Origin of the sequence: Microcoleus sp. S36b_A4 (assembly GCF_036700645.1) — a bacterium.
GTDB lineage: Bacteria > Cyanobacteriota > Cyanobacteriia > Cyanobacteriales > Microcoleaceae > Microcoleus.
This window is the reverse complement of record NZ_JAUBPI010000071.1, coordinates 12,153-33,444: the sequence shown is the minus strand read 5'-3', so window position 1 is coordinate 33,444 and position 21,292 is coordinate 12,153. Positions and strand designations below refer to the sequence as shown.

Here is a 21,292-nt window from a genome sequence, read left to right as displayed (position 1 = left end):
TGCCTCATTGTAGTTTTTTTTCCATGATTATGGGATGTTTGGTTTCACCCTTTTTTAATTCGCCAACAGTCTCTTGGAAATCGCGGCTACACAGACAAAACCCGCCTTCGCGGGTTGAAAACATTCTCAGTCCGCGCAGGCGGACATTGTTTGTGTAGACGCGAATTCTATTCGCCCGGTTATTCACAGAAATGGGACAATACTCTATAATCATTAATAGAGTATTTTGAAAAAATCAACAATCAATATGCAAGAACATATTTTTCTCAAAAATTACGGAAATGATGATGTTTTTTCCTTTGAATCTAAGATATTTAAAGTAGGTAGGCTGAGGGAAGTAATGAGCTCAGCGGTTAGTAATCAGCTAGAATCTGCACTTCAGGAGTTATGTAAGACTCCAGGATTACAAATAAATACCCATAAATATAATCCGCAGAGTAGAACTAGCGGGCAACAACAATGGTTTCGTGACGGGATAGACTGTGAAGCCTTAAAAATAGGGGCTAAAGGTTGGCAAAAAGGTAAAGTTAGAATCAGAGTCACTATAGAATTTTGCCCCGACGAACCAGAAGTTGAAGAAACACCAGAAAGCAATGAATTAGAAATCAGCCCGCCAGAATCACCACTTGACGATTTGCGCCGCCAACTCCTCAATCAAGAAAATCAACCGAACAATTCATGAGCAAAACCCCCAGAATTCCCATTCCACCCGAAGTCAGAAAATATGTATTCGATCGCAATAAATACCAATGCCAAAGCTGCGGCCAAACCAAACTAGAAACCCAACTGACGATCGATCATATCATCCCCCTAGCGCGCGGTGGCACCAACGACATCAGCAACTTGCAAACCCTCTGCGGCACCTGCAACCAAAAGAAAACCGACAAACTAGACCCGCGCTTCCGCCGTCACTTTGACCTTTGATATTTAACAGTATAATAAAATCAGCAATTTAAGCTTGAAATTGCTAACCTCTGTTCGATCGCACTTTTAATCCCTAGCTTGGATAACTGCAATGCTGACAAATTGCACCATTGTCAAGAACAGGCAAGATGCCTGTTCCACAAGAAAATTTATCTCTTGTGGAACAGGCCGAAAAGCCTGTTCCTAAGCAAGTAATTAAGAATGGTGCAACATCTCAGTTACATCCGTTACATCCGCTACAAAATCCGCTGCCGAACTTCCTACCATCGATAATACCTATAAGGATCGTCTCCCTTCTCAAAATCCGTTCTGTAATCCCAGTGATAAAACTCCCGACTCGAACCGTTAAACACAGATCCATCCGCCTTAAAACTCGCCCCTAAATTAGCCAAAATCTGAGAATTTGCCCTGGTTTGCCGCCAGCGAGTAAAACGCAAATAAGTCTTAGTATCAGCATTCAAACTGTCGGGTTCAATCTGAGAAAAAATCGCCACACCCTTGCCAACTTTTACCCGACTTAACAAACCGTCAGCGCCGACTTCTCCCCCAGACTTAATCAACCAAGTATCATAAAAAGAGCGCGATCGCAAATCTGAGGCACTAACCCCCTTCACCTCATCCCAACTCGGAACCGCCAGCGAACCCCCGAAATCCTGCGCTTGCTGCAAACCCACGCCCAAACCCGCAGCAGGCACTTGACGCGGCAAGAAAAACGCCTTCCCGCCAGCATTCAAATAACCGCGCAAATCTGCATCTTTCAGATTCGCTTCTCTCCCCACAATGACCAAACCAACATCATTAGAAAGCGAACTAGCGCGCTGATAAATTACCCCCAAACTGTCCAACTTTTGGGCATCTTCATCTCCCCCAATTAAAACCACTTTATCCGGCTTTCCAAGTACCGGAGAATTCATCCCGTAACTCACAATTTGTTGCACTAACTGCGCCGCCCCAGCATCTACAGAATAATGGTCTTCCAAATCCAACTCGTTTAAAATCAGCCGCCCTTTTCCGTAATCCAATTCCATCAGCGGCGAATAAGCTAAATCAAACTCAGATTCCAAAATGGGGCGCCAACCGCTGCGGTGCGGTTTCTCAATAGAAGCGCTACTGACACCGCCGCGATTTCCCCAACGCCAGCCGTACCAAGGTTTATTTGCCGGACTCAAATTAGGGCCAGTTTGGATCGTATCTGGATAAGCTTCAAGCAGCGTGCTTTCCCCTGCCCAATCCCGCAAATCTTCACTGTCTAAACCGCTAATTGCGGGATGGTTGCTGTCAACTGGAAAAGCGCGGCGGCTGACGTGGGCAGCAACTCGGAAACCCGTATTTTCCAGCCATTCCCTCCGTTGAGGAAACACAATTGCTTTGCCGCCGCTTTGCACAAAATTTTCTACATTTCCTGGCAATTTTTCCCCGCTAGAAAATGCTTCCCTACCGATAACTAATAGCGATGAAACTTGCGAACCATTCCACGGTACAAGCTGATAACCTAACTGTTTTAACATGGCCGATGTTTTGCCGACTGGATCGAAAATTGTCAGCGTATCCTTACTTTTGGATTGTTTGGGAAAAACTCGGAAAGCAAATGTATCAGAATGCGATCGATCGCCCACCCGTGCCGTCAAGCGAATTTCGCCGTCAGCCTTGCTAGAAATGGTATTTGGCAAATTTACGTCTATTGGAAAAAACAGCGTTCCTGCCGGAGCAATTTTCCCTTTTCCAGATCCTTTTTTAACTTCTTTACCCCCCACCAAAACCAGCCAATTAAACGAAAATTCTTGCGCCGCCCGCGTATCGTTAATTAACACTACTTGCTTTGCCAGTTTCCCGCCCACAAACAAATTGTGATCTTTCGCAGTAAAAACCGGGCTAGCACCAGCAATCCAAGCCAAAGTCGAGCTATTATTCTTCATAATTGCCTCGCCCCCAGGATGAACAGTGTAAGCTTCGGGCTGCAAATAATTCAAAAGATTATTCGACACTTGCTTCAAATAAACTCCCCTGCCACCCGGTTGAAATGCCCGAATATGTACCTTTTTTCGGCCTGCTTCGGACACTTCCCAACCATGTCCGTCATTCCAAGGAATCATCCCCCCAGACATTCCAAAAGTCCGCCAACTCCGCCAAGTATTTGTACTGAATAACTGCTGCAACTTTTGAAAAGCGGGTGCAAAATCTAACTCTTTTTTAAAATGCCAGCTTTGATACTCCTGACCCTTGACAAATTGCTCGCGAATTTTAGATTTATAAGCGGCAGTTTCCAACTCGTAAGCCTGCTTACCAAAATAAATTGCCGCAAACTCCGTCATCCAAGGTTCGCTGAGAATTGCCAGACCAAAACCTTTGCGGGCCCGCATCATCGTTGCGTGCAGAGGAGTCCCAAACTCGACTGCCATGTAGGGTATTTCCCCGGTTTTGCTCCACTCAGAAATCCACTCTTCTCGTTCTTGCAAGGGAATCAGATTTAAATAAGAATTCAGCGCATAAACATCACCGAAGTTGGCGCCTTGGTGTACCATCACAGGTCTGGTTGGGTCAGCCGATTTTATCGCAGCTATAGCGTCATTTCCTAGCGGAGTGTTGACCCGCAAACGCTGGTTGTCCGAGGGACTGAGAGTTCCTTCTACTTTGCTTTTGCCGATGCGACGGGGATTTAGGTCGTCAGCGTTGCCGAAAAAATTAGGACTTGTCGCCCACATTAATATTGATGGATGATTGCGGTAGCGGCGCATTTCTGTCACCATTCGGTCTTTCCAGCGGTTTTTCCACAGGGGGTTCTTCCATTTGCCGTTCCAAGCGATAGGACTAATGTCTAAAGCGGGAGCCATAATGGGAAAACCTTTGAGGTCTGCTCTTTCGGAAAATAACTCTCGGAAGTGCCATCTACCCCGTTCGTCGTGATTCCAAGGCCACATTTCTGTTATGTTAAAACCGGCTTTGACGTAGCTGTCAATTAGGCTATCAGCAACTTCTAATGTCCCGCCTTGCCAAGTATCCGAGTGCAAGATTGGTCGCAGCCGCAATTCGGTTCCGTTTAAGAAAAATTTGCGCCCTTCTATCCAAAATTCCCGGAAGCCAAAAGGTTGGTGGTATTGCGTGTCTATGCCGCTGCCTTTTACTTCTAATTGCAGGGTGTAAAGGTTTGGTTGCCCGACATCCCAAAGACGGGGATTTGGCCAATTCCACTGAACTTGGACTGTCTGAATTGGTTTAGCTTGAACCTTGGCAGTTGCGGTGAATTTTTGTTGTACTTTGCCTTTTTCGTCGAGCATTTCCGCGATTAATTTAACTTGACCGCTTTGGGCAACGTCTTTGAGTTCTACATCTAATTTAACTTGCTTTTTTCGGGTGGAAGTTTGGACGAATACGTCGCTAATCAGCGGGCCGGGGGGAAGGCTCAGCAGTCGTACCTCGCCGATAATTCCCCGCGATTGCAACTTGGATTTTTCTGTGTAGATTTCTGTGGGGCCCATGATGACGGCTTTTTCCTTTTCATCGGATACTGCCACTACTAAAATAGATAGGGTGTTTTGACCTGGTTTGGCTGCTTTGGTAATTTCAATAGTGCCGTAGGGCCAGGGGATTTGACCGCAGTTAATGCCGTTGACAAAGATGACTGTATCGGTGCTGACTCTGGCTAAGTCGAGAAAAATTCTGCGGTTTGTCCAGTCACCGGGAATGTCTATATTTCTCTGATACCAAGCTTTTGAAAGTTGTTTGCTGTTGAAGTTTTCCCAATCTTTGCCGCGGCCGCGAGTGATGATTCCGGGTACGGATTCGTTGTTTTCTTTTTGCCAGTCTCCCGGCACCGAGACGGAGCCCCAATTTGAGGAGACGGGGGGGGTTTGGAGGTTGCCAAGTGCGGGGACAAATTGCCAAGTTCCGTTAAGATAGATTTGAGAGCGTTGATTGTCGATCGCCCCGACGGCCGCGATGGTAAGATTTGGGAAGCCGATCGATATCGCTGAGCTGCTGCCTAAGATGGGATTTTGAAGCGCGTAACCGACGAATCCAAAGAGGGTGGCGGCTGCGAAAAATAATCCGATAATTTTGGCCAGCTTGTAATTCACTCGCTTATTGCTCCCAGAAATTAGATAATCTAATTTGTCTCTTGATCTATGATAGCAGTTGCTTCAGCAGCAACCCCGCAGCCAATCTGTCTCTGGGAAGATGGCACAGAGCCGACAAATGTGGTTTTGTATAGAAAAAATAAATACTTAGTTTTAACTAAGTTTTAACAAGGTTGTTTCATCGACATCAGCAATAGTGCGATCGCGCCATCGCTACAGGTCAATAAAAATGAGTCGGTTTCAGGTCTTGACCTCACCCATTACATCTTACAAAATTGCTACATTGAGTGCCGGCACCGCTTTACTGCTGACAACTCTGTTACTGTTTTCATCCCAGACAGCTCCTGTAATCTTACTTTTTGCCACTGCAATGGTTAGCGCTTGGTATGCTGGCTTAAAGTCCGTAGAACAAGAACAAGAAATAGAACGTCAGATTATTTCCAAAGTCATTGAGACGACGGCTTGCTTGATTGTAGTTCTCGACAGCCAAGGCCGGATTGTCCGGTTTAACCAAGCTTGCGAAAAAAGTACAGGCTACTCGACAGCAGAAGTAATCAATAAATATGTTTGGGATTTGTTTTTAATCCCCGAAGAAATAGAGCCGGTTAAAACCGTTTTTGCCAACCTCAAAGCCGAACATTTTCATAGCGAATATCAAAACTATTGGCGTAGTAAAAACGGTAAGAAGCGCTTAATTTCTTGGTCAAATACTGTGACGACAGATGGCGAGGGTTTGGTAGAATATGTGATAGGAACGGGGATCGATATTACTGACCGCAAAGAAGCAGAAAGAGCCCTGGCTTTATCCTACACTAAGCTAGAAAGTCGTGTTAAAGAACGCACAGCAGAACTAACAGTAGCTAAAGAAGCACTGCAAGCTCAAGAAGAACGATTTCGCTGTTTAAGTTCCTGTTCGCCTGTCGGCATTTTTATGGCAGATTTTGAGGGGCGCTACACCTATGCAAACCCTCGCTGTCAGGCTATTTGCGGCTTAAGTTTGACAGAACTTTTAGGAGACGGTTGGGAGACTTGCATTCACCCGGAAGACAGCGATCGCGTATTGGCCCGATGGCTGAATTATACTCGGAAAGGTGGGGATTATGCGATCGAGTATCGCGTGCAAACACCACAGGGGATTGTGCGCTGGATTAACGTTTGTTCCTCGCCGATGTTCTCCGACTCCGGCGAACTCATCGGATACGTGGGTACGGTGAGAGATGTCACCGAAAGACAACAAGCGCAAGCAGCTTTGGCAAGCAGCGAACAGCAACTCAGAACGCTGCTAGAAAATACGCCAGATGTAATTATCCGCACTGACAAAGATTTGCGTTATATTTACGTCAATAACGCAGTTGAAAGAAGCCAAGGAAAACCAATTTCATTCTTTTTGGGTAAAACCAGTCAAGAAATAGGAATGCCGCCGGAACTGTGCCAAATGTGGGATGAAACCCTGCACAAAGTGTTAGAAACAGGTCGAGAAGAAATTGTCGAGTTTCAAGCTTTCTCAATCAACGGCCTCCGGAATTATCAATCCCGCGTAGTTCCCGAATTTGACAAAAATGGCGTAGCAGAATCAGCCTTAATTGTCGCCCGCGATATCACAGAAATAAAACTTGCGGAAACTCAAAGATTGCAGTTAACAATCGAGCAAACAGCAAGGGAAAAAGCGGAAATAGAACAGCAGCGCTCGGCATTTTTAGCAGAAGTCAGCAAAATGCTGGCTGATGCGTTTGACGGGGAAACGGTGCTGCAAAAGGTAGCAGAATTAGCCATAAATTCGATCGCTGATGGGTGCTGCATTCATTTGACCGAAAGCGAATCAAATGTGCGTCTAGTCGCTGTGGCTCACGCAGAACTCTCTATGGTTGAGACTATTAATAACTTCAGCATCCGAAGTTTGAGCGCCGAAAATGCTGTTAACGGCTATCCGCTGGTAATCAGCAGCGGAAAATCCGAACTAATTGCCGAAGTGGATGAGGAGATTTTAGCAGCAGGAGCCGAAAATGCAGCAGAATTGGAAATATTACAATCGCTCAATATCGGATCTCACGCTTGCGTACCGCTGAGGGCTCGCGGGCGGGTAATGGGTTCCATCACTTGCTTTACGCAGAAGTTGGGCCGTCGCTACAGTGCAGAAGACATGGCAATGCTAGAAGACCTAGCATACCGCGTGGCGATCGCCCTCGACAACGCCAGACTTTACACTGAAGCGCAACAAGCACTATCTCAAACATCGCAATCCTTTGCCGTAATTGACGCGCTGTTAGAAGCATCTCCCCTAGCGATTTGCTTTATGGATCGCGAAATGCGCTTCATCCGTATCAATCAAGTATTAGCAGAACTCAACGGTTTGCCGATAGAACAGCATCTCGGCCAAGACTTCCGCCAATTGTTGCCCGAACATGCAGCCAAATTTGCGCCGATAATTCAGCAAGTTTTAGAAACCGGCCAGCCTGTTTTAAACTTAGAAATGAGTGGCGAACCTCATGGGAAACCGGGATATTTTGGTTACTGGCTAGCCAACTACTACCCAGTGAAAAATGAAAGAGAAGAAATAATCGGAGCCGGCCTAATTATCACAGATATTACCGCAGAAAAACAAACAGAATTAGCTTTGCGGGAAAGCGAAATGCGCTTCCGCAGCGTGGTAGAATCTAACATGATCGGCATCGGTTTCTGGGATGCCAACGGCGAAGTTACTGACGCTAACGACGCCTTGCTGGAAATGATCGGATATACGAGGGAAGACTTGTTTTCGGGACAGATCCGCTGGCTCGAACTCACGGCGCCGGAATATCTAGAACTCGATCGCATCGCTCTCGCGCAAGTCGAAGCATCAGGAAGTTGCGCGCCTTTTGAAAAAGAATATCTCCGCAAAGACGGCACGCGCTTCCCCGTTTTAGTCGGCGGCGGAAACTTCCAAGGATGCACAGAAAAAGGAGCATTCTTCGTACTCGATATCACCGATCGCAAACAAGCTCAAAACCAACTTCGAGAAAACGAAATACGCATTCGCCGCCAACTAGCAGAACTCGACTTAGTTTACAAAACCACACCAGTCGGGCTGTGCTTTGTCGATACCAATTTGCGCTACATCCGCATCAACGAATGCCTCGCTGCGATCGACGGCAAATCGATGGCAGACTACATCGGGCATACCGTGAGAGAAGTAATTCCCGAAATGGCCGATATGGTAGAGCCGATTTATCGCCAAGTCCTGGCGACGCAAACCCCCGTGATCGACTTGGAAGTTAAGGCCGAAACCAAGCAACAGCCGGGAGTTTTGCGCGATTGGCAAATCAGCTTTTACCCCGTGAGCGATGAATCAGGAACACTGCTGGGAGTCAGCACTGTGGTAGCCGAAATCACTGATCGCAAACAAGCAAAACGGGTAATGCAGCAAAGCGAAGCCATATTCCGGCGGCTGTTCGAGTCAAATATTTTCGGAGTTGCGATCGGCGATTTTAGCGGCCGCATCGCCTACGCCAACCAATCCCTGCTCAATATGGTCGGCTACACCCGCTCAGAGATGCTCTCCGGTAAAATGCGGTGGGACAGGATGACCCCCCCCGAATACCTGCACCTCGACGCCTTGGCGGCCGGGGAACTGCGGGATCACGGAGTCGCAACTCCTTTCAAGAAAGAGTACATCCGCAAAGATGGCAGCCGCGTGCCGATTCTGATGGGCGGGACGACTCTGAACGCGGACGATCGCGAACCAGAGACGATCGTCGCATTCTACATCGACTTGACCGAGATCTCGCGCGTCGAAGCAGAACTCAAACACAATCAAGAACGGCTGCAAATCGCTCAGCAAGCAGGCAAAATTGGAACTTTTGAATTGAACATCCAAACCTGCGAGGTCGCCTGTACGCCGGAGTTAGAGGCTTTGTACGGGCTGCCTGCCGGCAGTTTAGACAGCTATCAAAGTTGGGTCCAAATGGTGCATCCAGACGATCGCGCTGTTACCGAAAAGCAGGTAAAAGTTGCGGTGGCTTCCGGGGAGGAATTAAACATAGAGTTCCGCATTTGCCGCCCGGACAAAAGCGTCGGCTGGATTGCTTGCAGGGCTAAGGTGTTTCAGGACGATCGGGGTTTGCCTTGGCGGATGATCGGGGTGAACGTTGATATCAGCGATCGCAAAGAAGCAGAAGCTGCGCGATCGCACATCCATCAAACTTTAGAAGCCTTGATTCAGGCTTGTCCCCTAGCAATTACCGTTTTGGACTGCGACGACGGCACTGTGAAAATGTGGAACCCAGCCGCCGAGAGGATTTTTGGCTGGCATGAATCAGAAGCGGTAGGTCAATTTGTGCCCAGCGTTCCCGTAGACAAGCGGGAGGAATTCACTGCTAATTTGAAAAAAATTCGCCAAGGAAACGCGATCGCCGGCATGGAAACCCATCGCCAAAGGAAAGACGGCAGCTTGATCGACATCAGCTTGTGGGCAACTCCAGTCGGCGACAGCAAGGGCAACATCAACTGTATGTCGATCATCGCCGACATCAGCGATCGCAAGCAAATCGAGGCCCAACGCGCTCAGTTGCTCGATCGCGAACAAGCCGCGCGGGCGGAAGCAGAAGCGATCAGCCGCCGGAAAGACGAGTTTCTAGACTCTCTTTCCCACGAATTGCGAACGCCTATAAATGTGATTCAGGGGTGGGCACAGATCCTGCGCGCCCATCCCTACAACCAAGATAAATTAGCTTCGGGTTTGGAAGCCATTGAGCGTCAGTCGAAGGTGCAGATGCAGCTAGTGGAAGATTTGCTCGATGTTTCCCGAATTATTCAAGGCAAGCTGATCCTGAAACCCGGCTGGTTCTACATGGTAAAGACGATCGAGGCTGCTCATAATTCAGTTCGTTTGGCAGCCGAAGCCAAGTCTGTCACCGTTTCCTTAGAACTTGACCATGCAGTCAGCTTGATGTGGGGCGACGCCCCGAGGTTGCAGCAGGTAGTGTGGAATTTGCTCAGTAACGCCGTAAAGTTTACGCCTTCGGGGGGAAATGTGCAACTGCGCTTGTCTGCGGTGGCTGTTAGCGGTTCCTCATCACCCAATTACGTGCAAATTACTGTCAGCGATACCGGAAAGGGCATTTCTGCTGAGTTTCTGCCCTACGTGTTCGATCGCTTCCGACAAGCAGACGCCTCGAAAACTAAGGCTGAGAGCGGTTTGGGACTAGGATTGGCCATCGTCGAGCACTTGGTGCAACTCCACGGGGGTACTGTGACTGCGGAAAGTCCCGGTAAAGACCAGGGCGCGACATTTACGGTGACACTACCTCTCAAACAGCGTCGGAGTAAGCAGCCGCAGTTGAGAGGAGAAACTAAATCCAATTCAAGGCCTCCGCCGGGTATTTTGGCTGGTTTAAAGGTGTTGGTAGTTGACGACGAACCCGACAACCGCGAGTTTTTGATGGTTGCCCTCCAACAGTGCGGGGCGACTGCGACTGCGGTGGCAACGGCTGCGGAGGCGATCGACATTTTGCAGGAGTCGCCGCCGGATATTTTAGTCAGCGATATCGGTATGCCCGTTGAGGACGGCTACTCGCTGATCCGCAAAGTGCGATCGTCCGAATCCGACAAAATCAAGTGCTTGCCGGCCGTGGCGCTGACAGCTTATGCTAGCGAAGAAGAGCGCGATCGGGCGATCGCCACTGGTTACAACGAACACTTAACAAAGCCGATCGAACCCGTTCTCTTCGCCACCCTTTTAGCCAAGTTAATAAATGGGCATTAGGGCGATCTGGTTCGCTGAACCCACAAATAATATCATTTCCGTTTGATTCGGATTGGTATGATGTTAAATCTTGTATAGCCTTTCTCAGAAAGATGAGGTACTGATGGGCATAGGGCATAGGGCATAGGGCATACCTCACTTTTTTGAGAACCGCTATAGGGGCGGGTTCACTAATAATAATTGCCCATAATCTACAATATCATAAACCCGCCCCCGCTGGCTTTTCATTAACGACATGATTGCCGATACACCCAAATAAATTAGAAAAGTTATCACTGTTTTTGTAAGTAAAAATGAATTAAATGCCAAACAGCTAGAAACAGAAATGACAGAAGCAAATTTGGACATTCGCGTCCAATCTTCGCTGGTAGTTGCCTATATTGAAACGGGCGGAAAATTTTACATTTTTTAGGGCGCACCAATTGGAGGGAAAGGCACGCTCCAGCAGTTAAAATACGATTATCAGCGCAATTGGTTCACACCCATGCCCATTTATCCGCTCAACCGCCTAACCGCCAAATTTTTCAGCAAGCTTCCGCTACGAACGGTTCTGATTGTTCCGTTAGTTTTGCAAACGGTAAGTGTTGTTGGGCTAGTGGGCTATCTTTCTTTCAAAAGTAGTCAGGAATCAGTTGAGGATGTAGCGCATCAGCTAATCGAACAAGTAGGAGAGCGAATTAGCGATCGCCTCACTGATAATAATGGACTCTCGGCAATCAATACCTTTCTGCCTAGGCTGCAATTCTCGGCTTCAGGACAAACTTTTATTATGGATCGATCGGGCAATCTGATTGCCACATCCACACTAGAAACACCCTTGGTGACGCCAACAACAAAGCAATCGACGCCATTGCTAGCCACCAACAGCAAGGATGCCCGCACGCGAGATATTGCTCGACAACTTGCCAACCGATTTGGCAACTTCCGCGCACTGCAAACAACCCAGCGATTTACCTTGGCGAACAAGGGCGATAGGCAGTTTGTCCGTGTCACTCCCTATCGAGATTTCCGTGGCTTGGATTGGTTGATTGTGGTGGTGGTGCCAGAGTCTGATTTCATGGCTCCAATTCAAGCAAATACGCGCCATACATTGTGGTTATTGATCGGTACACTGCCGCTGGCAATCGCGATCGGATTTTTGACTTCCCGTTGGGTAACAAAGCCAATTATGCGTTTGAATACCGCCGCCAAAAATGTTGCCACAGGAAAATGGGATCAACCTTTAGAAATTAAACGCTGGGATGAAGTCGGAGATCTCGCCAATTCCTTCAATTTTATGGCAGCGCAACTGCAACAGGCTTTTGCAGACCAAAAATCTTTAAATGAAGCTTTAACGCACAGACAGAGCCAACTCCAGCAATTTATCGAAGCCATACCTGGGGGAGTATCTATCCACGATGCCTCCGGTAAAGTCGTGTACTTTAACCAAACTGCCAAGCATTGGCTCGGCGTAGAAACTATCCCCGATTCGACTTTAGAAGAAGCAGTAGAAGTTTATCAAATCTACCGCCAAAACCAGCTTTATCCCACTGAAGAGCTGCCCGCATTCCGAGCACTGCGTGGCGAAACAGTATTCCTTGAAGATGTAGAACTTCATCGAGATGGGAAATTTATTCCTTTTGAGGTGCGCGCCACACCAATTTTTGACGAAGGCGGAAACATTATTTATGCCATCAATGCTTTTTATAACATCGCACAGCGCAAACAAGCTGAAAAAATCTTAACTGACTATAGTCGCACTTTAGAAACCGAAGTGGTCGAACGTACCTGCGCCTTAGCTCGTGCCAACGAACTATTACAATATGAAATTGCCGAGCGCAAATTGCTCGAACAAAAACTTTCCACTTCTACTGAGCAAGTTGTGAAAATATTTGAGTCGATTACAGATATTGTATTGATTTTTGATGTTCAAGAAGAAACTATCCAAATTATACCCACCAAGGGAATTTTTCAATACAACTATCAGACGAATCAGATCGACTCCATCATCGAACAATTTTTTCATGAGCCAAGGGAGGAGATTTATTTTGCTCAAGTTCGACAAGCATTGGAAACCCAACAAACTATTAGTTTTGATTACAGTCTGCCTATTAATAACCAAGAAGTTTGGTTTGCTGCTAAAATTTCGCCGCTGTCGGATAGCTCTGCGGTTTGGGTAGCGCGCGACATTAGCGATCGCCAGTTAGCCGAATCCCGACTGCTGGAAGCCCAAAAAATTGCCCGTATTGGCAGTTGGGAACACGATATCGCCACAGCAACAACCACTTGGAGTCAAGAACTCTATCGCATTTATGAGATCGATCCTACTCAAAAACCGCTGCCAACCGAACAATTAATCGAGCGTTTTCATCCCGAAGATCGATCGCGCTATCTGACAATGGTGCGCGATCAAGCGATGAAGGGACAAAGCTTTGAAATTGATCTGCGGCTGATCCGAAGAGATGGCTCGCTCAGTTATATTGAAGTCCGAGGGAAACCTGTTTATGATGAAAAAGGGCAGTTGATCCGTTTGTTCGGCACTGTCTTAGATATTAGCGATCGCAAACAAGCCGAGTCAGCTTTGCGAGAAAGCGCCCAGGGAGAACAAGCCATCGCCCGCAGCATCGATCGCATCCGTCAATCCTTAGATATTGACACAATATTCAAAACCACAACATCTGAACTGCGACAAACCCTAAAATGCGATCGTGTCGGTATCTATCGCTTTAATCCTGATTGGAGTGGGCAATTTGTTGCCGAATCAATGGCTGCCGGCTGGATATCTCTGATGCAACCTGACGATGGTAATGTGCCAAACACTCTCGTCGAAGACTCTCGCTGTACCGTGAAAACTATGCAAGCCTCCGGTGAACCAGTGCTGGATACCTATCTACAAAGAAATCAAGGTGGTATGTATGCTAGAGGCGTCCCTTACCGCATCATTGAAGACATATACAGCGCTGGGTTGAGTCCTTGTTACCTAGAACTTTTAAAACAATTTCAAGCTAGAGCCTACGTTATTTTCCCCATATTTTGTGGCAGTCAACTTTGGGGTTTGCTCGCCAGCTATCAAAATTCTGTACCCCGCACTTGGCGCGAAGCAGAAATCAATATTGGGCTGCAAATTAGCACTCAATTGGGAGTCGCCTTACAACAAGCTCAATTGCTAGAAGCCACTCAACAGCAAGCAGTACAGCTTCAACAAGCTGCCTGGGCCGCAGAAGCTGCCAACCTTGCCAAAAGCACTTTCCTGGCAAATATGAGCCACGAACTCCGCACCCCGCTAAACGCAATTCTGGGATTCTCCCAATTGATGCAGCGCTCTACCAACCTGACTCGCGAACAACAGGAAAATATCCGCATCATCAACCGCAGCGGAGAGCACTTGCTAGCTCTGATCAATCAAATATTAGATTTAGCAAAAATAGAGGCGGGACGCATTACAATCAACCCAACTGATTTTAAATTAAGCAGCCTGCTGAACGATTTGGAAGAGATGTTTCAACTCCAGGCAAGGGAGCAACAATTGCAGTTAATATTTGACTGCTCTAGCGAAACTCCCGAATACGTGCAAACAGATCAAATGAAGTTACGTCAAGTTTTAATTAATCTGCTTTCTAATGCCATTAAATTTACAAAATACGGAGTAATTAGGTTAAGAGTAAGTGCATTTATAGACCGTGAAAATCAGCAACTACCAATCAGTAATTACCAATTACATTTTGAAATAGAAGACACGGGTTCCGGCATAGCTGCTGATGAGTTAGATCAGCTTTTTCAAGCCTTTGTGCAAACCAAAACAGGAACCAAATCTCAGCAAGGAACAGGCTTGGGACTCGCTATCAGCCAACAGTTTATCAAGCTGATGGGCGGCCTGATTACTGTACGCAGTGAAGTAGGACGCGGCACCACCTTCGCGTTTGATATTCCCATCAGCGCCGTTGATGCCCCGGCGACTCAACCCGTACAGCCACCGCGTCGGGTGATAGCCCTGGAACGCAACCAGCCACGCTATCGTATTTTGATTGTGGACGATCAATTAGACAACCGCCAATTGCTGATTAAACTCCTCGCTGTCTTTGACTTTGAACTCGAAGAAGCCAGCAACGGCATGGAAGCTATTGAAATGTGGTCGAGTTTTGAGCCACACTTAATTTTTATGGATATGTGGATGCCCGTGATGGATGGACATGAAGCGACCAAACGCATTAAAGCCACCGTTAAAGGTCAAGCTACGGCAATTATTGCCGTGAGTGCCAGTAACGGCGAGGAAGCGCCAACCGTTACTGTATCAGATGATTGCGATGACTTTATCCACAAACCCTTTCGAGATACAGAAATTTTTGCCACCCTGCACAAACATCTGGGAGTGCGTTACATTTACGGTGAACCGGAGAGTGTTCCCGAGTTAACTCAAATTGAGGCTCCGACTCCAGAGAGTCTGGCAGCTTTACCCGCAGATTGGCTGGCAGCTTTAGAGAAAGCCACAATTGAGTGCGATTTAGAGTTAATTCTGATCCACATTGAGCAAATTCGCGATCGTAATGACGCTTTAGCTAGCGCTTTAGCCGCCTTGGCTAACGAGTTTCAGTTCAATCAAATACTAGCTCTCATCCATCCCGAACCAAAATAATCAGGATATGAGATAGGTTTGTAATGAGTACCATCGTCCTCATAAAACGCGATCGGGCGATCGTACTCACTACAAACCTATAAAGGTTATTTTACCAAACTAGATATGAATTACGAACCAACTCCCGTCTTAAAAGGGAATATTTTAATTGTTGATGATATTCCGGCTAATTTGCAACTTTTAGCTCAAATACTCTCGCAGCAAGGGTACAAAACACGCACCGCACCCGACGGCAAACTAGCGCTGCGGTCGATCGAGTTAACTCCTCCTGACTTGATTTTGCTCGACATCATGATGCCCGGTATGGACGGCTACAAAGTCTGCCAAGCATTGAAAGCTTCTCCCACAACCAAGGACATTCCGGTTATTTTTATCAGTGCTTTGAATGAAGTATTAGATAAAGTCAAAGCCTTTGAAGTTGGTGGTATAGATTATATCACAAAACCGTTTCACGAACAAGAAGTTCTCGCCCGCGTCTCAAATCAACTCGTGCAGCGCCAGTTATTCCTGCAAACACAATCCTACGCCCAGCAACTCGAACAAAGCGTAACTGAACTAAAGAAAACTCAAGCTCAGTTAATACAGAAGGAAAAAATGGCTTCTTTAGGTCAGCTAGCGGCAGGAATTGCTCACGAAATCAACAATCCCGTCAGCTTTATCTACGGCAATATTGCTCTAGCCGCGGAGTATGCACGAGATTTGCTTCGCCTCGTCGAATTGTACCGACATTACTACCCCCACCCCGTTGCAGAAATTATCGGCGAATTGGACGAGATTCAACCGGAATTCATCGCAGAGGATTATCCAAAACTGCTGAATTCGATGACAGAGGGTGCTTCTCGAATTAGCGAAATTGTGATGTCTTTGAGGAACTTCTCCCGCCTTGGCGAACAAAAGTACAAGCCAGTGGATATTCATGAAGGCATTGACAATACTTTAGTTATTTTGCAACATCGGCTGAAGGGAGCAAACAAAGCTGGTGATATAGAGGTCATTAAACACTACAGCCAACTGCCAAGAGTCACCTGTTATGCGAGTGAGTTAAATCAAGTGTTCATGAACCTGCTAACTAATGCTATTGATGCCCTGGAAAATCAATCGTCTCCCCGAAAAATTACCATCAGCACTTCAATAGGTTTTGACTCAGAAGCTGCGCTGCACAATCAAGATTCAATATTAGCCACTCAAAACTATAAATCCGTTGTTATTCACATTGCCGATAACGGTTGTGGGATGAGCGAGGAAGTACGCCACCAGATATTTGACCCATTTTTTACTACGAAGCCTGTAGGCCGCGGTACTGGATTAGGGTTGGCCATCAGTCACGATATTGTAGTGGAAAAACATCGAGGTCAAATCAGTTGTACTTCTACTCCGGGCCGAGGAACCGAGTTAATTTTGCAGATTCCGATATCTGTTAAATCAATTCCGGTTGCACCGGAATGACTGTTGATTGTTGACTGTTGACTGTTTGGAAATTTGAACAATACCGATGCAACCGGAAACGATATTAAATGTTAAAATATTTTAAGTTCGCAGTAAGGAGTTTAGTCCTGAAAGAGAGCACTAAACTCCTTACTACAAACAGGTGCGTAATAAGGACTAGAGTCCTGAGTTTGTATTTACTTTAAATCCAGCAATCCGCTAGTTTTTAGCTTAGGATTAAACCGAATTTCTTCAGTTACGCCCCGATCTTTCAACAGCGCGAAAATTTCATTTTCCACCCGCCGCGCTACATTTTTCAACAATTTATCTTTGGCAATTTCATCGGCGAATATACCTTCATAATTTGCCGTTTCTTGGGCAGTCATTACAGTTTTGGTGTCGATGGGATCGTTCCACTTGGCAGCATCGGCACCGTTACCCTGGGGTTGGGAACCGTTTTCGGCAATCCAACTTTCTCTAATGCTTTCTAGAATTGTACGGCTGGGCTTGTCAATAGTTTGAACTTTCAGCCAGTAGCAATATTGGGTCTGGCGTACCAAATGCTGTTTGAGGCTGAGGTAAATGTCGCGAGAATAGCCGACAAATTGCAGGACTTTATCGCTGTCAAAAATCGCGTAAACGCCGATTTTTCCCTGGACAAAATCGGGCAATTTCCCCTCAGAGTCTATGTATGGAATGAATTCTAAGCTGGCAAGAGATTGAATGTCTTCTGTCATCCGATTTTAGATTTTAGATTTTAGATCTAAGATTAAACCACAGATTAACCAGCCTTTACTTAACTCTTGAAAACTCGATAAATTGCACAGAGGCGGCTGGGTTTAAATATTTTGGCTTGGAACATGAAATTAGGGGGGACGTTGACGATCGCAAAATCGCTCGATTCATGATACTTTTCAAATTCCGCAGGCATTCCCTTCGGCGTCTCGCTGCTGTAAGGGACTGGCTGAAAAAGTAACTCGGCAAACTCAATGCGCGAGCATTGCAATTGTAGCGCTACTTGTTGGAGAAAGGTTTCACCTGTTAATAAACCGAACAGTGCAGTTTTAGCACCGGGTTCGAGGACAAAACTGCTATCGTAGCTTTCAATAATCTTAAGACCCATTTTCTGTATACTCCTGACAGACGGCGGTGAATGGTTATTGGTTAAATGTTGAGCGATCGACTTAATCCTGAATTTTACCTGAGACTGAGCGTTTTAAACGCAGAACGTATTCGGCAGGAGGTCAATCGATTTTAGATTTTAGATTTTAGATTAAAGAATTGAAGCATTGACCCCACGGATAAAGTCGGGGGCTTGTATCCTGGATGCTTTCGGTCAATGAAAATACCACAATCAGGAAATTTTGACAAAGAGGCCTGATTTATTTGCCGATCGCTTTTATCATGTCGGTATTGCCATCTATCCGACTACCACTAAAAGGCTATGCAGAAGATTGAAAAAGCATCATTCCCAGCTTCCAGAAGTGCCCCGAACCAGCCGGACTGGCTAGAATTGGTAGAATACGCCTCTGTTGCTGGTTCCGCTATTGGCACGATTGCTGCAGGATTGTCGGGCCAAATTGTCTACGCTGCCGCCCCCTTAACCGCAGCACTATCGATAAATCTCGCCAATCGCCAGCGTTTCGAGCAACAAATGCAACAAAAGGCAAATTCTGCGATTACGGACGTACAGGCCGCAGTAGAACGTCGATCGCAGCAAGTTCAGATACTACCTGGAGAACCTGCGGAACTCTACACTGCTGTCTCCGACTTGCGGCAGAAACTCCAGGGCTTGGAATCCGGCGTCATCGCCGAGGTACAAGCTGCCGTAGCCTCCCTCGAACGCCAAGCCCAGGCGCTGCCTGCAGATTCTCAGGATTTCCACACGCAACTGTCCGATTTGCAGCAAAAACTCCGCATTTTGGAAAATAGCGCCCTCAGAGAGCATGATTGGGAAAATGTCAACGTCCGATTTTTATTGATGGGTGAACAGTTAACTGAAGTTAAAACTATTACGGCTCAGTTACAGGAGCGATCGAACGAAGTAGACTTGGATACAATCCAAGGTTCTCTCCAGCAATTGCAGGACTTGCTCGATCGACCCACAATAGACACAGGGATGTTGCAAACCGAGATTCAGCATTTGCAGCAGCAAGTTTCCGAATTGCAGAGACAAAATCAAGAAATTGTCAAGCCTTATTTGCAGCGTCTGACTCGCGCCGTGAAGAAACTGAGTCAGTAGTCATTAGTCAGTAGTCATTAGTCAGTAGTCAGTAGTCAACTGTCAACTGTCAGTAGTCAACTGTCAACTGTCATTGTAGCCTTAACCTTGTTCCCAGGCAGAGCCTGGGAATACATACCCGGAGGCTCTGCCTCAATTACCAATTATCAATTACCCCTTACCAATTACCCATTAGCCGTTACTAAATTTTTCCCAAGCTTGCCAGAAAACATAAATCGATAACACTGCCAAGAGCGATCGAAAAGCTAAACTAACAATACGATCGGGCAATCTCGGCAAAAACCGCGTGCTCACCTGCGCGCCCAACAAACCGCCACCCCCCAGAATTAACCCCACAACCCACAAAACATTCCCGCGCGCCGCGTGTCCCGCCGTCGCCGAAATTGCCGTGATGACGATGACGCCCAAGCTGGTTTGAATTGCGGTTTTAATGCTTTCTCCTAACAGCAAAATTTGCAGGGGAACCATAATTACGCCGCCGCCCACGCCAAACAAACCCGCTAATAAACCCGCCGCACTGCCGGTGGCAATTTTAGCAAAAGTTGGATGGAATATAATATTTGAATTATGGGGTAATTCGTGATTGGTAATTGGTAATTGAGCATTTTCTCCTTGTCCCGCTTGTCCTCTTAGTTCCCCTTGTTCTAGTTCCGCTTGCTTCTTAGCTGTCAGGTGCTTGCGAACTTCAATCAAATAAATATTCAACCACAGCAACAACCCAAAAGTAAGTAACAGCAAGTAAGGCGGAAATATCCCCGCCAAATAAGCACCGATTTGTGCTGTAATGACGGCGGGAAATCCGATGCCTGCGACTTGACTCAAGTTGAGGTAGCCCATGCGCCAATTCTGGATGCTGCCAGAAATAGCTGTAATCACGATCGACAAACCGCTAGTAGCAACCGCTTCCACGGGAGCGTAATTGAGAGCCACCAACAAAGGCACGAGCACGGTACCGCCGCCGATACCCAAAAATCCAGCTAGAATTCCGGCAAAAATTCCCGCCGCACCCAACATCAATAATTCAGTGATAGTCATTAGTCATTAGTCATTAGTCATTAGCCATTAGTCATTAGTCATTAGTCATTAGTCATTAGTCATTAGTCATTAGTCATTAGTCATTAGTCATTAGTCATTAGTCAACAGTTAACAGTCAAATTTTAAGAATCATTAGTCGTGCCATCGGGCATAATTGCCCGCCTCAAGTCTGCATCGCGGAAGTTAGTTCGATTGAGATTAGCATCAATCAAAACCGCTTCCACCAAAATAGCCCCGCTAAAATTAGACCAGCACAGCTTTGCCCGGTACAAATTAGCACCGCTCAAATTAGCTCTTGCCAGCGTTGACCAACTCACATTAGCAACTCTCAAATTAGCATTGCTCAGATTAGCTTCGGTGAGATTAGCTCCAATCATCGTTACTTGGCGCAAGTCTGCACCAGTCAGGTTGGCCCCGCTCAGCATCGCCCCGCTAAGAATTGCCTGATTCAGGTTAGCTCTTTCTAAAAGCGACTCGCTGAGAATGGCATTTGTCAGGTTTACCGCTTTGAGAGTTGACCAACTCAAATTTGCCTTCATCAAATTAATGCGAATCATGCTAGCGTCGGTTAGGTTTGCCGCAAACAAATTCGCTTCAGTAAAGTTGGCTTCGGTCAAATTAGCTTCGGTCAAATTAGCCTTCGTCATGTTGACTTCTCTGGCCATTGAGCCGCGCAGGTTGGCTCCCATCAGGTTAGCCCCGGTGAGATTGGCACGGCTCAAATCGGTACCGATGAGATTTGCTTCGCTGAGGTTGGCTTCCGTCAAGTCCACCCCTGCCAATTTCACCTCGCGCAAGTTCGCTCCCGTTAGGTTAGCGCCTTTGAGGTTTGCGTCTTGGAAATTCGCTCTGGTAAAGTTAGCCTCGCTGAGGTTTACCCCTTTTAAGTCGGCCCCGGCGAGGTTAATTTCTCGAAAATTTCTTTCTCCGGCCGCATATTGCCTCAGAATTCGATCGGCCTCCATGTCATTCGCCTCGCAATTTTTTTTAAACGTTAGAGTGATGGGTGTTACCACATCATCCCAGATAACTACGGTATTCACTCTGCACGCTGTAGTATCTGTAGAATCTTTGCATTGCTTTCCCGGCACTGCTGTGCCACTGCCTCCTAAAAGGTCTGACAAATATCAAAGCTTCTGAGAAAATCAACAATAGGGTAAAACTCTCGGCGCTCGGCACTGAGTCAGTCGATTTGAGATTTTAGATTTTAGATTTGCTCCACAGATTCATCTGGGAGCCGG

Annotated in this window: 11 protein-coding genes; 6 read left to right on the top strand and 5 right to left on the bottom strand. The window is 46.7% G+C overall.

From position 1 onward, the window contains the following. Positions 1-226 precede the first annotated feature (226 nt). Together QUA03_RS20530 and QUA03_RS20525 are read left to right on the top strand one after the other, a co-directional pair. Positions 227-682, top strand: coding sequence for a KGK domain-containing protein (locus QUA03_RS20530; protein ID WP_333214463.1), 456 nt, complete (start codon positions 227-229; stop codon positions 680-682). After that, positions 679-924, top strand: coding sequence for an HNH endonuclease (locus QUA03_RS20525; RefSeq protein WP_333214461.1), 246 nt, complete (start codon positions 679-681; stop codon positions 922-924). The genes QUA03_RS20530 and QUA03_RS20525 overlap by 4 nt, the downstream gene beginning before the upstream one ends. A 260-nt stretch (positions 925-1,184) precedes the next feature. Here the strand turns inward: QUA03_RS20525 and QUA03_RS20520 are convergent, their stop codons facing one another. Further along, the gene (locus QUA03_RS20520) at positions 1,185-4,997 is read right to left on the bottom strand and encodes a sugar-binding domain-containing protein (RefSeq protein ID WP_333214459.1); all 3,813 of its coding nucleotides are present in this window, start codon (positions 4,995-4,997) and stop codon (positions 1,185-1,187) included. 229 nt (positions 4,998-5,226) lie between these two features. Between QUA03_RS20520 and QUA03_RS20515 the strand changes: the two genes are divergently transcribed. The 3 genes from QUA03_RS20515 (at position 5,227) to QUA03_RS20505 (ending at position 16,795) form a co-directional block, all read left to right on the top strand. Then, positions 5,227-10,737, top strand: a complete 5,511-nt coding sequence (locus QUA03_RS20515; protein ID WP_333214457.1) for a PAS domain S-box protein — start codon at positions 5,227-5,229, stop codon at positions 10,735-10,737. Positions 10,738-11,221: 484 nt separating this feature from the next. After that, positions 11,222-15,349, top strand: coding sequence for an ATP-binding protein (locus QUA03_RS20510; RefSeq protein WP_333214456.1), 4,128 nt, complete (start codon positions 11,222-11,224; stop codon positions 15,347-15,349). Positions 15,350-15,454: 105 nt separating this feature from the next. Continuing rightward, complete coding sequence (locus QUA03_RS20505) at positions 15,455-16,795, top strand: response regulator (RefSeq protein WP_333214454.1); 1,341 nt, start codon at positions 15,455-15,457, stop codon at positions 16,793-16,795. Positions 16,796-16,971: 176 nt separating this feature from the next. Here QUA03_RS20505 and QUA03_RS20500 read toward each other — a convergent pair whose 3' ends face one another. Continuing rightward, on the bottom strand, positions 16,972-17,511 hold the full coding sequence (locus QUA03_RS20500) for a GIY-YIG nuclease family protein (protein ID WP_333214452.1): 540 nt from the start codon (positions 17,509-17,511) through the stop codon (positions 16,972-16,974). Between the two features lie 59 nt (positions 17,512-17,570). Then, positions 17,571-17,897, bottom strand: coding sequence for a hypothetical protein (locus QUA03_RS20495; RefSeq protein ID WP_333214450.1), 327 nt, complete (start codon positions 17,895-17,897; stop codon positions 17,571-17,573). A gap of 321 nt (positions 17,898-18,218) precedes the next feature. Here QUA03_RS20495 and QUA03_RS20490 point away from each other — a divergent pair, with 321 nt between their 5' ends. Continuing rightward, positions 18,219-19,016 carry a hypothetical protein gene (locus QUA03_RS20490; RefSeq protein ID WP_333214449.1) on the top strand — a complete coding sequence of 266 codons (798 nt, stop codon included), beginning with the start codon at positions 18,219-18,221 and terminating at the stop codon, positions 19,014-19,016. 171 nt (positions 19,017-19,187) lie between these two features. Here QUA03_RS20490 and QUA03_RS20485 read toward each other — a convergent pair whose 3' ends face one another. Both QUA03_RS20485 and QUA03_RS20480 read right to left on the bottom strand, forming a co-directional pair. Beyond that, positions 19,188-20,051: a sulfite exporter TauE/SafE family protein gene (locus tag QUA03_RS20485; RefSeq protein ID WP_333214447.1), complete on the bottom strand. Its 864-nt coding sequence runs from the start codon at positions 20,049-20,051 to the stop codon at positions 19,188-19,190. Between the two features lie 122 nt (positions 20,052-20,173). After that, positions 20,174-21,016 (bottom strand): pentapeptide repeat-containing protein, encoded by an 843-nt coding sequence (locus QUA03_RS20480; RefSeq protein ID WP_333214465.1) that lies wholly within the window; start codon positions 21,014-21,016, stop codon positions 20,174-20,176. Between the last annotated feature and the right edge of the window lie 276 nt (positions 21,017-21,292).